This is a genomic window from Actinomadura madurae (genome assembly GCF_900115095.1).
GTDB classification, from domain to species: domain Bacteria; phylum Actinomycetota; class Actinomycetes; order Streptosporangiales; family Streptosporangiaceae; genus Spirillospora; species Spirillospora madurae.
Window position 1 is genome coordinate 97,588 of the sequence record NZ_FOVH01000026.1, and the last position, 13,902, is coordinate 111,489.

Annotated in this window: 15 protein-coding genes; 5 read left to right on the forward strand and 10 right to left on the reverse strand. The window is 70.2% G+C overall.

The genetic code is table 11. The features are described 5' to 3' along the window. Positions 1-96: 96 nt before the first annotated feature. The 4 genes from BM339_RS43695 to BM339_RS43710 form a co-directional block, all read right to left on the reverse strand. Positions 97-591 (reverse strand): GNAT family N-acetyltransferase, encoded by a 495-nt coding sequence (locus BM339_RS43695; RefSeq protein ID WP_075024650.1) that lies wholly within the window; start codon positions 589-591, stop codon positions 97-99. Between the two features lie 99 nt (positions 592-690). After that, positions 691-2,190 (reverse strand): aldehyde dehydrogenase family protein, encoded by a 1,500-nt coding sequence (locus tag BM339_RS43700; protein ID WP_075024651.1) that lies wholly within the window; start codon positions 2,188-2,190, stop codon positions 691-693. A 66-nt stretch (positions 2,191-2,256) separates the two neighbouring features. Next, positions 2,257-3,633 (reverse strand): carotenoid oxygenase family protein, encoded by a 1,377-nt coding sequence (locus BM339_RS43705; RefSeq protein ID WP_075024652.1) that lies wholly within the window; start codon positions 3,631-3,633, stop codon positions 2,257-2,259. A gap of 24 nt (positions 3,634-3,657) precedes the next feature. Next, on the reverse strand, positions 3,658-4,305 hold the full coding sequence (locus BM339_RS43710) for a hypothetical protein (protein ID WP_075024653.1): 648 nt from the start codon (positions 4,303-4,305) through the stop codon (positions 3,658-3,660). A gap of 93 nt (positions 4,306-4,398) precedes the next feature. Here BM339_RS43710 and BM339_RS43715 point away from each other — a divergent pair, with 93 nt between their 5' ends. After that, the gene (locus BM339_RS43715; RefSeq protein WP_024935208.1) at positions 4,399-4,932 is read left to right on the forward strand and encodes a PadR family transcriptional regulator; all 534 of its coding nucleotides are present in this window, start codon (positions 4,399-4,401) and stop codon (positions 4,930-4,932) included. 493 nt (positions 4,933-5,425) lie between these two features. Here BM339_RS43715 and BM339_RS43720 read toward each other — a convergent pair whose 3' ends face one another. Continuing rightward, positions 5,426-6,247, reverse strand: a complete 822-nt coding sequence (locus BM339_RS43720; protein WP_075024669.1) for an NAD(P)H-binding protein — start codon at positions 6,245-6,247, stop codon at positions 5,426-5,428. 83 nt (positions 6,248-6,330) lie between these two features. On the opposite strand from BM339_RS43720, the gene BM339_RS43725 reads away from it, so the two are divergent. Then, a complete protein-coding gene (locus BM339_RS43725) occupies positions 6,331-6,948 on the forward strand; it encodes a TetR family transcriptional regulator (protein ID WP_244938714.1) in 618 nt (205 codons plus the stop codon). On the opposite strand, the gene BM339_RS43730 is transcribed toward BM339_RS43725, so the two are convergent. From BM339_RS43730 to BM339_RS43740, 3 genes are read right to left on the reverse strand one after another with little or no spacing between them, the layout of a single operon-like run. After that, positions 6,945-7,766 (reverse strand): site-2 protease family protein, encoded by an 822-nt coding sequence (locus BM339_RS43730; RefSeq protein WP_021596308.1) that lies wholly within the window; start codon positions 7,764-7,766, stop codon positions 6,945-6,947. The genes BM339_RS43725 and BM339_RS43730 overlap by 4 nt on opposite strands. A gap of 55 nt (positions 7,767-7,821) precedes the next feature. Next, entirely contained in the window at positions 7,822-8,406 is a 585-nt protein-coding gene (locus BM339_RS43735) for a TetR/AcrR family transcriptional regulator (RefSeq protein WP_021596307.1), read from the reverse strand. Positions 8,407-8,437: 31 nt separating this feature from the next. After that, a complete protein-coding gene (locus BM339_RS43740) occupies positions 8,438-8,845 on the reverse strand; it encodes a DUF3224 domain-containing protein (protein ID WP_235206409.1) in 408 nt (135 codons plus the stop codon). Between the two features lie 564 nt (positions 8,846-9,409). Between BM339_RS43740 and BM339_RS43745 the strand changes: the two genes are divergently transcribed. After that, complete coding sequence (locus BM339_RS43745; RefSeq protein ID WP_075024655.1) at positions 9,410-10,657, forward strand: HNH endonuclease signature motif containing protein; 1,248 nt, start codon at positions 9,410-9,412, stop codon at positions 10,655-10,657. 423 nt (positions 10,658-11,080) lie between these two features. On the opposite strand, the gene BM339_RS49345 is transcribed toward BM339_RS43745, so the two are convergent. Then, positions 11,081-11,284 carry a type 2 periplasmic-binding domain-containing protein gene (locus BM339_RS49345; protein WP_143118830.1) on the reverse strand — a complete coding sequence of 68 codons (204 nt, stop codon included), beginning with the start codon at positions 11,282-11,284 and terminating at the stop codon, positions 11,081-11,083. An 83-nt stretch (positions 11,285-11,367) separates the two neighbouring features. Next, positions 11,368-11,700, reverse strand: coding sequence for a type 2 periplasmic-binding domain-containing protein (locus BM339_RS49350; RefSeq protein ID WP_143118831.1), 333 nt, complete (start codon positions 11,698-11,700; stop codon positions 11,368-11,370). Between the two features lie 411 nt (positions 11,701-12,111). On the opposite strand from BM339_RS49350, the gene BM339_RS43760 reads away from it, so the two are divergent. Next, positions 12,112-12,711 carry a dihydrofolate reductase family protein gene (locus BM339_RS43760; RefSeq protein WP_075024658.1) on the forward strand — a complete coding sequence of 200 codons (600 nt, stop codon included), beginning with the start codon at positions 12,112-12,114 and terminating at the stop codon, positions 12,709-12,711. A gap of 886 nt (positions 12,712-13,597) precedes the next feature. Next, the coding region (locus BM339_RS43765) for an IS5/IS1182 family transposase (protein WP_075023178.1) at positions 13,598-13,902 on the forward strand (305 nt) is incomplete at its 3' end.

Here is a 13,902-nt window from a genome sequence, read left to right on the forward strand (position 1 = left end):
GTCGCGGAGTCCTTTCGCGGGCGGCGGCACGGGACACGCGCCCGGCACGGCCGGATACGGGTCGGCTGGGCCGGACACGGGCCGACAGGTGCGACTCTAGGCGACCTCGATGAAGCCGAGGCGGTCGTAGAGGCGGCGGGCGCGGCGGTTGCGGCGGGTCACGGCCAGGGTGAGGGTGTCGTGGCCCTGCTCGGCCAGGGCGTGCATGGTCGCCATGACCAGTCCGCGGCCCAGACCGCGTCCCGCGTGGACCGGGGCGGTGAAGAGGAACGCGAGAAGCGGCAGGCCCTGGTAGAGGGTGACCAGCGCCGCCCCTACCGGACGCCCCTCGTGGTCGGTGACGAACGACGCCTCGCGCAGGAACGTGCCGTACTCGCCGTCCAGCGTGAGGTGGAGCTCGCGGACAGCACCCTGGAGGTCGCCCACGTCGGTCTCGTCGGGGGTGCCGCGGTAGGCGTCCCACATGAGGGCGGCCAGCGCCGGGACGTCACCGTCGGCGAACGGCCGGAAGCCCTGCGGGGGCGGGGAGATCGCGCCCAGGGACGCCTGGAGGCGGCTGCGCGCAGGTGCGCCGAACGTCTCTGAGCCCATGCCCCGGAGTCTAGGTGCCCCCCGCCCCGCCCCTCGACCGCGCCCGCGTGACGCGGCCCGCGGTGGGCGGTGGAGGCGGGACTTCGCCGGGGGCGCCGCTCAGCGCTTGTAGCGGCGGCCGTGGATCATGTTGATCAGGCCGAGGACGCGGGCCATCTCCTTCTCGGAGCGGGTGAACGAGGTGAGGTTCATCGTCGCGAACCGCTGGCGGGTGATGGCCTTCGGCCGGGCGAACTCGCGCAGGCCGTCCGCGCCGTGGATGCGGCCGAAGCCCGACTCGCCGACGCCGCCGAACGGCAGGGCGGCGACGCTGGCGAACGCGGCGAAGGCGTTGATGGAGGTCATGCCGGAGCGCATCCGGCGGGCGGTCTCCATCGCGCGGGACCTGTCCCCGGAGAAGATCGTCCCGGCCAGGCCGTAGCTGGTCTTGTTGGCCTTCTCCACCGCCTCGTCCATGTCCTTGACCCGGTGGACGGTGATCGTCGGGCCGAAGGTCTCCTCGCACACCGCCGACGAGTCGTCCGGCACGTTGGTCAGCACGACCGGCTCCACGTAGGGCTTGCGGACGGACTCGGCGCCGCCGACCACCGCCCTGCCGCCCTTGGCGAGGGCGTCCTTGATGTGGCGTTCGATGACGTCGAGCTGCGACGGCATCGTGATCGGCCCGTAGGCCGCCTCCCGGTCGAAGCCGGGACGCAGGTCGCGGGCCTTCTCGGTGAGCGTGCCGAGGAACCTGTCGTACGCCTCGTCCACGACGTAGATGCGCTCGACGCCGATGCAGGTCTGGCCGGCGTTCGACATGGCGCCCCACAGCGCGGCGTCGGCGGCGGCGTCGAGGTCGGCGTCGGAGTCGACGATGCAGGCGTCCTTGCCGCCGCACTCGGCGACGATCGGGGTGAGGTTCTCGGCGCAGGCCGCCATGACGCGCTTGGCGGTGCGGGCCGAGCCGGTGAAGGCGATCTTGCCGACGTGCGGGGACGAGGCGAGCGCCGCCCCCGTCTCGCCGAGCCCGGTCACCGTCTGCAGCACGGGGTGCTCGGGGATCACCGCGTCGACCAGCTCGGCGAGGAGCACGCCGACGCCCGGGGTGTACTCGGACGGCTTGAACACCACGGCGTTCCCGGCGGCGAGCGCGTAGGCGATCGAGCCCATCGGGGTGAAGACCGGGTAGTTCCACGGGCCGATGACGCCTACGACGCCGAGCGGCTGGTACTCCAGCACGCAACGCTGGTTGATCGCCATGAGGCCGGGGTAGACCGAGCGCGGCCCGAGGACCTTCTGCGCGTTGCGGGCGGCCCAGTCCAGGTGCGTGATCGCCATGATCGTCTCAAGCTGGGCGTCCTGCACCGGCTTGCCGGTCTCCTGGTGGATGAGCTCGGCCATCCTCCCCAGGTTGCGGGTGAGGGAGCCCTTGACGTTGAGCAGCCGGAGGCGGCGCTCCTTCCAGCCGAGGGCCCGCCACCAGGCGGCCGCCTCCCGGGCGCGCTCGACGGCCGCGGCGACGGCGGCGGCGTCCTGGACGGGATGCTCGGCGACGACCTCGCCGGTGGCCGGGTTCAGGGACGCGAACGTCTCGGTGTTCTCCGTGGCCACGGACATGAGGAACCTCCCGGGAGGAGCCTTGTAAGTGAGTGCTTGCGCGGCTGTACCGGCTAGTAAATCACCCTAGGCCCCGATCCGGGCGTCGGGGATCCAGCTTCCGTGGAATCCGGCCGGAACGCGCCGCGGCAGGTGGACGCTCGCGACGTGCGAGAGGTCCGCCGCGTCCAGCACCCGCAGCTCGGACGCCGTGTCGCCGGTGACCACCGACAGCATCCAGCCCTCGTCCTCCGCGCGGGCGTCCGGCGCCGGGACGAAGACGGCCTCGCCGACGTGCGTGGCGCCCTCGCAGACGTGCGCCGCCGACGAGCCGCCGCGCAGGTCGTACTTCACGATCTCCTTGCCGGCGGTCGTCCGGTCCCCGGCGACCATGTACAGGTAGCGGTTCGCTCGGCCGGTGCGGGCGTCGTCGAGGGTCGGGAACTCCACGCCCCGGTCGTCCAGTTGCTCCTCGGCCGCCCTGCCGGTCGCGGGGTCGAGGGTCCAGCGGTGCAGCCGGGCGGTGTCGGACCGCGCCGCAGCCACGGAGGGGTGGGCGGTGCCGCCGATGTGCGTCCACAGGGCGGTGAAGTTCTCGGGACGGTAGCGCGCCGCGTCCAGGACGATCCGGCCGGCGGCGTCCTCGTGCGCGTTGCCGACGTGGAAGACGTAGCACGGGTCGACGTCGAACCAGCGGACGTCCCCGGTGCCGTCCCGCCGCATCACGCCGAGCCGGGCGCCGTAGCCGTCGTCCCACCGGTAGGGGAGTCCGGCCATCCCGGAGAGCGCCAGCTCGGCGTCGAACACCACCGGCAGGTCGAGCCAGACGACATGGTTCTCGGTGATCGCGAAGTCGTGCATCATCGTCGGCCCGGGGACGTCGATCACGCGGCTCTCGGCCAGCGTCCCGTCCGCGGTCAGGCGGTGGTAGGTCAGGTACGGCTCGAAGACGCCGTAGCCGAAGAACAGCAGGTCACCGGTGACCGGGTCCTCCTTCGGGTGCGCGGTCATCGCGGTGGTGAGCCGGCCGTCGAAGTCGCACGGGCCCACGGTCTCCAGCTCCGGCGTCATCTCGTACGGGAAGCCGACCTCCACCAGCGCCCAGATCTTGCCGGAGTGCGGGATGACGTGCGTGTTGGCCTGGACCGCGCGCCGGTCGAAAGTGAGGTCCTCGCGCAGGAACGGCGTGCCCTTGGTGAACATGTCCGTCCTGACCCAGCGGTTGCGGTACCACTCGGCGCGGCCGTCGTTCAGCCGGACGCCGTGGATCATGCCGTGGCCGCTGAACCAGTGCCGGGTCGGCTCGCCGGGCTTCGGGTTCGGCCCGTTCCGGAAGTACCGGCCGGTCAGCGCGGCGGGCAGGGTGCCCGTCACCTGCAGGTCGCGGGCGACGATCTCGTCGGCTACGGGGGCCAGCTGCCCCTCCAGCCAGGCGGCGGGACGGTCGGCGGTGTTCTCGCTCATCTCGTGCTCCTTTCCCGGGTGGGGTCAGCGGGAGGACGGTTCGGGCTCCGGAGAGGACGCCGTCGCCGGCTCGGGTTCCGGCTCTGGCTTCGGCTCCGGAGAAGGTGCGCCGGACCTGGTGAGGTGGCGCCTCCGGGCGATCTCGGGGTAACGGGCGGTGAAGACGGCCGGGAGTGTGAACCCGGCGATCTTGACAGCGACCAGCAGTGTCGTGCTGTCCGGCGACCAGTACTGGACACAGCCGAGCACGACCGCCATGACGGTGAAGCTCACCGCCCAGACGGCGGTGAGCACGCGGTTGGCGTGCCGGAACCCGGCGGTCGCGGCTACCTCCGCGCTGACCTTACGGCGGGCGATTCCTTCGGTGAAGGGGCGTTCGAGCAGGAGCGTGCCCCAGGCCGTGACGCCCAGCCAGCCGATCGCGAGCGAGGCGCCGTAGCCCATCGGTGGGGAGTCGGGGGCGGCGAACGCCGCGACGGTCAGCGCCGCGAGGAAGACGGTCGTGGAGATCTCCAGGATCAGGGAGTCGGCGCGGTGCCCCCGGCGGAGATCGTGCGCGAGGAGTGCCAGTGCGGCGACGAGCCCCGTCACGGCTCCGGCCCGGACGTCGAAACCGCTGCCGACGGCGAGCAGGATCCAGGGGAGGAACGTTCTGGCGTAGTACTTCGGCACGGTCTGGCACTCCCGATGACATTCCAACTTTGACATGTCGAACATAGACAATCCTCTTTCGACATGTCAACACTGACCTGTACACTGCAGGGCATGAGTTTGCGACATGCGGTGCTCGGGCTCATCGCCGAGATGGACGGTGCCAGCGGGTACGACCTGCTGAAGGTGTTCGAGATCTCGCTCGGGAACGTGTGGCCGGCCCGGCAGAGCCAGCTCTACGGCGAGCTGGGCAAGCTCGCCGACGCCGGGCTGATCGAGGTCGCCGAGGAGGGGCCCCGCGGTCGCAAGGCATACCGGATCACCGAGGCCGGGCGCGCCGAGCTGCACGACTGGCTGGTGAACGTCCCGGCCAAGGTCGGACGGCGGGACGAGGCGCTGCTGCGGGTCTTCTTCCTCGGACTGGTCGAGCCGGACGAGGCCCAGAGATATCTCCGCAGGCACAAGGAGGGACTCGGCGAGTACCTCGACGAGCTGAAGGCCCTGGAGAAGGACATCGACTGGGGGGACGACGACCTGTCCGTCTACGGACGACTGGTCATCGAGTACGGCAAACGCTTCGCCGCGATGCGCCGCGACTGGTTCGAGTGGGCGCTGCAGGAGATCACGGCCACCAAGAACCGCGACTAGGCCGGGGCCACGGGGGCGGCCCCGCCCTGGTCGCGCTCTCCAACGTGGTCGGCGGCAGGTGGTCTGGTCGGTTGGGTTTAGTCGGTCGGGGTTTGGTCGGTTGGGTTTGGCTGGTTGGGTTTGGCTGGTTGGGTTCGAGCGGTTGGTTCGGTGGGGCGGGTTCGGTCGGTCGGGTTCGGTTGGTCGGGTTCGGTGAGTTGGGCTCGGCGCGTCGGGGGTCAGTGGGTCGGGGGCAGTGAGTCAGCGAGTCGGTGTAGTGGGGCGGTGTTGGGGCCCCAGTGCCCCGGCCGCCGTGTTGGGAGCTGGCGCAGGACACCAGTCGACACCGGGCACCGCCGCCCGCGGTCTCGGCGCGTCGGTCGCCGGGTCGCGCGTCCGGCGTGTGCGAGGTCGGCAAGGCTGGTCAGGGTGGCGTTCATGTCCCGCTCCTTCGCCCGCCCCCTTGGCCGGCTCCGGCTCCTCCCCTCGTCGACGCTCCGCGGGGGCTTGCTGGTCAGCAGAAGGCGTCGGCGTGGTCGGCGGCCCACTCCTTGAACGTCCGGGCCGGGCGCCCGGTGATGCGCTCGACCTCCGGGGACGGCTCGGCCGGATGGTCGACCGAGTTCGCGCGTAGGCGGAGCAGGACGTCCACCAGGCCCTCGCGCATGTAGGGGTGGGCGAGCATCTCCCGCCGCGCCTCCTCGGGAGTGATCTCCTCGAAGCGCCCAGGGCGGCCGGTCGCCTCGCCGATGAGCCCGACCATCTCCGGGTGGGTGAGCGCCTCGGGCCCGGTCAGGACCGGCCTGGCGCCGAGGAGATCGTCGGTGAGCAGGGCCTTCGCGGCGACGGCCGCGATGTCGCGCTCGTGGATCGGCGCGCTGCGGGCCGCCGCGTAAGGCTCGCGGACGGGGTCGCCGGCGCGGATCGCCTCCCGCCAGCCGAGCGCGTTGGACGAGAACTCGCCGGGACGCGTGAACGTCCACTCCAGCCCGGAGTCCTCGATCGCCCGCTCGATCTTCAGGTGGTGCGCGGCCAGCTCATTCGCCGCGTCGTCGTCCAGCGCGGCGGCCGACGACAGCATGACCACCCGCCGGACACCGTGCTCGACGGCGCGGGACAGCAGATCGTCCAAGCCGTGCCAGAACACGGCCGGGTTGAGAAAGATCGCCGAGATGCCGTCCAGCGGCATGTCGCCGGTGCGGGCGACCTCGGTCTCGCTGGGCAGGCGGGCTCGGGCGGGATCGCGGGTCAGCGCGCGGACCCTGGCGCCCGCGGTGAGCAGTTCGCCGACGAGATGGCGTCCGACGTTCCCGGTCGCTCCGGTCACAAGAATCATGGCGACCAGGTTCAACCATATGGATAAACTTGTCAACCAGCCGGTTGGGTGAAGAGATCAGCCGGGCGGTTACGATGGGGTCCGTGACGGAGACGACGAAGCGCGCGCGGCGCGCCCCCGCCCCGGACGAGCGCACCCTCGACGCCGAGCGGTCGCGGCGCCTGCTGCTGGACGCCGCGCTGGAGGAGTTCTCCGCCAAGGGGTTCGCGGGCGCCCGCGTCCAGGACATCGCCGACCGCGCCGGCGTGAACAAGCAGCTGATCAACTACTACTTCGGCGGCAAGGAGGGCCTGTACAGCGCGCTCGGCCGGCGCTGGCTGGAGCGGGAGGCCGAGTTCAACGACCCGTCCGTCCCGTTCGACGAGATCGTGATCCGGTACCTGCGGCACGTCCTGGACGACCCGCGCGGAACACGGCTGAACGCCTGGCGCGGCCTCACTGAGAACCTCGACGACGTCCCGTCCGGCGAGCGGGAGGACCTGTCCGACCTCGAACGCCGCCAGGCCGCTGGGGAACTGCCCGCCGACCTGGACCCGGGCGCGGTGATGCTGGCCGTCATGGCGATGGTGTCGGCGCCGGTCACGAATCCGCTCGCCGTCCGCCGCATCTTCGGCATGGACCCGGGATCACCCGAGTTCCAGGAACGCTACGCCGAACAACTGCGCCGCATCGTCCGGCACCTCGTCGCGGTCGCGGACTAGTCGTTCCACCACTGGAACAGGTAGTGCCCCAGCTCGATCGGGAAGTGGTCGATGGAGCCGCTCACCCGGAACGGGAAGTCGCCCAGCCCGATCGCGTCGGTGATGTAGTAGATGACGTTGAAGAAGCCCTCGTTGATCGGCCCGAGCCACAGCAGCGCGATCAGGATGAGGAAGACGTAGCCGCCGTACGCGTTCGCCCGGTCCACCAGATGGCGCGGCAGGTAGGGCTCGATGATGCCGAAGCCGTCCAGCCCCGGAATCGGCAGCAGGTTCAGCACGGCGGCCGTGACCTGCAAGAACGCCAGGAACGCCAGTCCGGACCAGAACAGCGCGTGCCCGCTGTCGGCGAAGTTCTTGAAGATCACCGCGAGCATGACGGCGAACAGCGCGTTCGACAGCGGGCCCGCCGCCGAGATCAGGCTGTGCCGCAGCTTCCCCTGGATCACGTGCCGGTCGATCCAGACGGCGCCGCCCGGCAGGCCGATGCCGCCGAGGATGATGAACACGACCGGGATGAGGAAGCTCAGCGTGATGTCGGAGTACTTCAGCGGGTTCAGCGTGAGGTAGCCCTTCGACACCACGCTGCGATCGCCCGACCGGTACGCCATGTACGCGTGCCCGAACTCGTGCAGCGACAGCGACAGGATCCAGGCGGCGATCACGAACCCGAACAGCGCGATCCGTCCCGGCCGCTCCAGAATCGTCCCGTACCGCCAGGCGATCAGGCCGCACAGGACGGTCGCCGCCACGACCGCGAGGAACACCGGACTCGGCCGGACGGCCGAGCTCCCCCGCATCTCGTGTGCCGTGTCCTTCATCGTTGCCGGCCTTTCTCCCGCCTGGACTTCACTGGACGCTACCCGCTCGCCGGAGTCATGGCGCCGCGATGACCGGGACGACATAGGTGCGCAGGAAGCGGCGCAGCCCGTCGGCGTCCCGGTCGCGTTCCATCACGATCAGCGAGGTGATGATGCGGAAGAGGAACTCCACGGTCCCCTCCACCTCGATGTCGGGCCGGAGCCTGCGCTGCCGCTGCGCCTGCTCGAAATAGGGCCGGACGTAGTCGCAGCACAGCGCGAGCACGTGCTCGGCGGCCCCGGCCACGGCCGCCTGCATGTGCCCCGCCGCCTCCGGGACGAGGAAATGCGCGAGGGCCGGCTCGTCGCGGACGTACTCGACCGCGTCCAGCGTGCCCTCGACGATCGCCTCGGACACCGACCGCTCCCGGCGCAACCGCTCGGCGAGCCGGTCGAGGAACCGGTGCAGGTCGCGGACCACCACCGCGAGGATCAGCTCGTCCCGCCCGCCGGTGACGCTCCGGTACACGGTCGCCCGCGACAGCTTCGCCGCGGCGGCGATGTCCTCGACCGTGGTCTTGGCCACGCCGAAGCGGCCGAAGCACTCTTCGGCCGCGTCGATGATGCGCTCGCGCGTAGCGTCGCCGGTGACCGGGGGCATGAGGTGAACATTACCGGCCGCCGGTCGGCCGCTAGTCCAGCGTGTACTCCAGCGCCCAGGCGTGGGACCCGTCCTCGGCGACGGTGATCTGCCCGACACCGCGGATGCCCGCCAGCTCGCCCGTCCCGGACGTGGGCACGATCAGCCACCGCAGCCACTGGGTGTCGGGCGTCCCGTCCTCGCTGCCCGCGCTGTGCTGCAACACGAACGTCCCTTCGCGGCCGTGCAGGATGCCCTGGACATGCTCGACTCCCACGTAGGCGACCGGCCCCGCCGCCGACTCCACCGTGATCAGCTCGGTGGAGCTCGTCCCCACGAGGTCCCCGTGAAAGGCCTTGCCGACGTGCACCCGGGTCAGCTTGTTCCCGCCCTGCTCGTCATAGGGCTTGTCGGCGTCCCACGCCTCGATGTCGAAGGTGCCGCTCGCTTGAAACGTCATGCCCGCCATAATGCCCGCCCGCCCCTACCGTCCGGCAGCCCTCCGCCTGCGTCACATGCCCAATCACCGCCCAGCCGGCGAGCAGACGCCAAGCCCAACAGGCAACCGAGTCGCAAATGTCGATATGAAGCCTGTTCCATACTCTTTCCCTGACCATTGAGTGGAGAGCATTTGTCCGGAGTCTGATTACTTGGACCCGAGTTGTGTCGCCCAGTCCCGACCTAGGATGAGTATGTCCGTGTTCGGGCAATTGTGTGGGGTGGCGCTGCGTACGGGGCCGCCCCTCCGAAGTCAAGGGCGCCTTCGGCGTCGCTTCGCGATGGGACTTCGTCCCACCCTTGACTTCGGAGCCTCTGCGGCCCCTGGGTGCAGCTTTCGTCGGGCAGGCTCCGCCTGCCCCCTGCCCGACGCGCCACCCCACCGTCCAAGAGGGGCAGGGCGAAGCCATGGCCCGGCTTCTCTGAGCGGACGGCGATTGGGGACCGCCTCCGACTATCCCCGCGGTGACAAAACTGAAGTGGTTCTCGCGGCCCACTTCGAACACACATTCGATATACTTTCCTCATGGATTTGATCGCGGTCGATCTGCGTGGGGCGTCTACCATGGAGTTGGTGAAAGCCGCTGCCACGATCGCCGCTGAATTAGCCGGACGTACCGCGCCGGAATCCCCGTCGTCCTGCATGGAGTTGGCGGAGAAGCTCGCGGCCGCGTCGGACGCGCAGGAAAGCGCGCTGGCCGAATTGATCGGTCGCGTGGACGCCACTGGAGAAATGTTTCGCTGGGGCCTGCCGTCCACCCAGGCATGGCTGCGGTCGCGGCTGGGCATGCGCGAGTCGCGCGCCAGAGAGCGGGTGACCCTGGCACGGCAGCGCCACAGGCTGCCGAAGGTGACGGCGATGCTCGCAGGCGGTGAGCTGTCCTACGGCCACGCCGCCACCGTGGCCGACGCCGTCGCCCGGCTTGACGACGCCGATTGCGCGGAGGCGGAATCAGTCCTGCTGGACATGGTCGGCCAGGGCTTCTCAGCCGGAAAAGTCGCCGCGTTCGGCCGCCGCATCCGCGACGTCATCGCCGAACGAGACGGGCGCGAGCAAGCCCCTGAAGACTCCCAGCGCGGCTACGAGCGCTCCTGGGTCACTGTGACGCGCTCCCTGGACGGCGGCCGATACATCAAGGGCTGGCTGAACCCCGAGGACGCCGCCATCTGGGACGGAACCCTGGGACCTCTGGCCAAACCAGCAGGACCCGACGACCAGCGCGACCTGCCCGAACGAACCGCCGCCGCGCTGACCGGCGTCCTCTCGGGCGGCCACCGGGCCACCAAGGTCACCGTCATCTGCGATCTGGACACCCTGACCGGCGGCGAAGCACCCGCCCGCCTGACCGACGGCACCCCGATCCCCGCCCCCCAGGCCCGCCGCATGGCCCTGGCCGCAGGAGTCTCGCCGCTCCTCCTGGGCGGCGGCCACACCCCGCTCTACTTGGGACACAAGGTCCGGTTCGCCACCGCAGCCCAACGCCAAGTCCTCGAAACGCTCTATCCGACCTGCGCGGTCCGAGGCTGCGAAGTCCCCGGCACCCTGTGCGAAGTCGATCACGTGAACGGATGGGCCCTAGGCGACAGCCCCACCGACATCGACAAACTGGCCCTCTGCTGCGGATGGCACAACCGTTTCAAACACGCCAACGCGGAGCAGATGCACATCACCCAAGACAGCACCGGCCGCTACATCTACCGCGCCCTCCCACCCCCCGACACAAGAGCGACCCCCACCACCACCCCACCAACCGAGCTAACCCAGGCCGCCTAACCTCCGCCATGCCGACAGGTGCAGGTGTCGTGCATCACCGCGTGCAGGATGTGCCGGTTCTGCCGCAAGAGCCGCACCGGGCAGCGCCTGGGCGGGAGAGGCTGGATCCTGGGCCACAAGATCGACGGGACGCAGCGCCCGCCCGAAGTGCCCCCGGACGGCCCGGGGCGCAATTCAGGCGGGCGGGCGGCGTCTCCCATGGTCCCCTGTTGCCGTCGGCAGGGGTCTGGAAGTGATCCCGGCAGGCCCGCAAACGCGGCGGCGGCCCCCCAGCACCTCGGCGGCGCCCCCGAGCACCTCGGCGGCGGCCCCCGAGCACCTCGGCAGCGTGGACCCCGCCATCGTGCGGGCACATCAGCACGCCGCCGGAGCCGCACTCGGCCGAGAGACGCCAACAGCCTCCGGACGGACCCGCACGGGGGCCTAGCATTGCGGCGCCGTGGCGGCTTTCGCGGCGGCGCGGGCGAGGGCAGCGACCGATGAGGACGTGCCGTGTGCGGGCCAGTCGAGCACGAGGACACTCGGCGGAACGTCGGTCACTGGAATCGTCGTCAGGTCATCGCGCAGGGGCGTGGTCAATGACTGCGGCAGCACGGTGACCGTGCGGCCCAGGGCGATCAGGTGCATCACGGCCTAGTCTGCGGATGGCCGACTTTGAGCGCGAAGGCTGTACAAGCACGATCCCACCGATGGCGGCACCGGTGGCAGCATCAGCGAACGTGCGAGGGGATAGGACACAGACAGCACAGCGACCGGCGCTCGCTCAGCAGCGTCTCGGTGTCCAGCCCACGGACGTCATCGGTCGGCGTGTACAGCAGTGCGGCATCGGCCCGCCCATCGCGCAGCATGCTCGCACGATCCCCTGCGAAGACCACCTCGATCGGCAACATAGCTGGTTCGCCCTCGTAGGTCGCGAGGACGTCCGGGAGCAGACCGGCCGCTCCCCAGCCAGCACACAACCACGAGCGGCTGCCCGAGTTCTCCGCAGCCGGACAACCCGTCACACAGAACCGGTAGGGCAGTACGTGGCGGATCACGCGCACTGCCGTCTCCGGTGATGGCCATGGTGACGTGGTCTCCCGTGACACAGGAGGCCGTCGAGTAGGACGGGAAGGGCACGAGCCGGGACCGTCCGCGCGACGCCACTACTGCCGCCCGGACCTCGCGCGGCATCGCATCCCCGACATCCCACCGTTTCGTGCCCCGCTGTGCTGGCAGCTGGCTGGCGCGTCCTGCCCCCCCGGGGCCGATTCACCGACGTGATCCTCATCCCTAGGACGACCCGTGGACGCGAGTTGGGACGAGCGTGCACGGCTCCGGTCTCGTCAGGCCGGCGGTCCAGTAGGTGCACCGCCACCGCACCCAGGTACGGACATGGGGGCCGGGCACCGATGACTTTCTTGGACGCGTGCGGTCAGTCCAGACAGCGAGGGCGAAGAGAAGGGAACCCGACCATGACCAAGGTGTACACCACGGCGAGCATGTCCCTGGACGGCTTCATCGCAGGCCCGCAGGAGAGCGGCTTCGATCGGCTGCACCGCTGGCACGACTCCGGAAACGTCGCGATTCCGATGCTCTCAGGGAAGATGACCCTGGGTCTGAGCGAGGCCAGCGCGCTCCACTGGCGTGAGATGGCCGGAACCGCCGGGGCAGGCGTCATCGGCCGACGGTTGTTCGACTTGACCAACGGCTGGGGTGGTGACTCACCCACAGGCGAACCCGTCTTCGTCGTCACGCACAACGTCCCCGACGACTGGAAGGATCGCGACACCACCGTCCCCTTCACCTTCGTCACCGACGGTGTCGCGAGCGCGATCGAGCAGGCCAAGGCCGTGGCGGGCGACAGGTACGTCAACGTGGCCGCCGGGACCATCGCCCGCCAGGCCCTGGAACTGGGCCTGCTGGACGAGGTGTGGATCGACCTCATGCCGGTCTTCCTCGGCGACGGCGTGCCCTACCTGAGCGAGTTGGGCGGCCCGGTCGACCTGGAAGGCCCGATCGCCACCCTCCAAGGCAACGGCGTCACCCACCTCCGCTACCGCGTCGCCCGCTGACTGCGCCCACAGCGGGACTGCTGTCCTTCCGTTCTCACCCGTGTCGTCCTCACGAGTCCCTGAGCGCACCGGGGGCGGTCATGCTGGTCCGCCGCTACGGTCAACTGACCGAGCCGCGAACGCCTCCGCTGTCCAGCGGACCGTTATCTCCAGTCGCGACTGCTGGCCGAGGCCCGCGCCGAGCACGGATGGGGTAGGACCCAATCCCTAAGCTGCGGATCGGGTCCTACTCCCTCGAACGGCTGCCGGAGCGCAGCCGGGCCGGGCAGGTCCTCGTTTCGGTGGGGCCACCTCCTATCTGCTGGATCGAGGCGGAAAGAGGCCAGAGGATGGAGCGATGGGATGAAGAGCCCCTCGGGGCCAGGCGACTTCCGCACCGCCTGGGAGGCGCGAGCGCGCTCGCCGGAAGGCTCGCGTCGCGCTTCGGGTGGGCTTCCCGCGGCGGCCTGCCCAATGCCAGGCGTCGCTGGCCGCTGGGCGCGCCGACCAGTCACCTCGGCGGCACCCTGCACAATTCGGTGCGCGACACCACATGCCCGGGGCGCCGGCCGAGCGTCCGCAGCGTAACCCCCGGCAGCCACTTCAGTTGGCTGGTCGCCGGCGGCGGGTCGGCGAGATCGAAGTTGATGGATGCCGCGTTCCGCAATCGGCCGCCAACCAGGGTTGATGAGTGATGGCGGCCGGGCGAGTGGACGGCCGGTGGTGTGGCGTATGCCGGTGGCGTGGCGAGATGCCCCCAGGGCGGTGGGATGACCGCTGCCGGCCGGGAACGACCAAAACAGGTCCGGTTGCAGGCCGCGCAATGGTTCGGTGGGGGCGTTTGTACGTGGATTGCCGCCGAGCTAAGACATCATCTCATTTGGTTTGGTGGCGGTAGCCTGCGGTCGTGGAAATGGTCGAGCGGCTGGTGCCAGAGGAGTTGTGGGAGCTGTTCCAGCGGGTGGTGCCGCCCGCTCCGACGCGGCCGCAGGGCGGTGGCCGGCGCCGGTACGGGGATCGTGAGGTGCTGGCGGCGATCATCTTCGTGGCCACCACAGGTTGTACGTGGCAGCAGTTGCCGCCGGTGTTCGGGCCGTCGGGTCCTACCGCGCACCGGCGCTTCACCGAGTGGACGGCGGCACGGGTGTGGGCCAAGCTGCACCGGTTGGTGCTGGACGAGCTGGGTGCGCGCGGTGAGCTGGACTGGTCGCG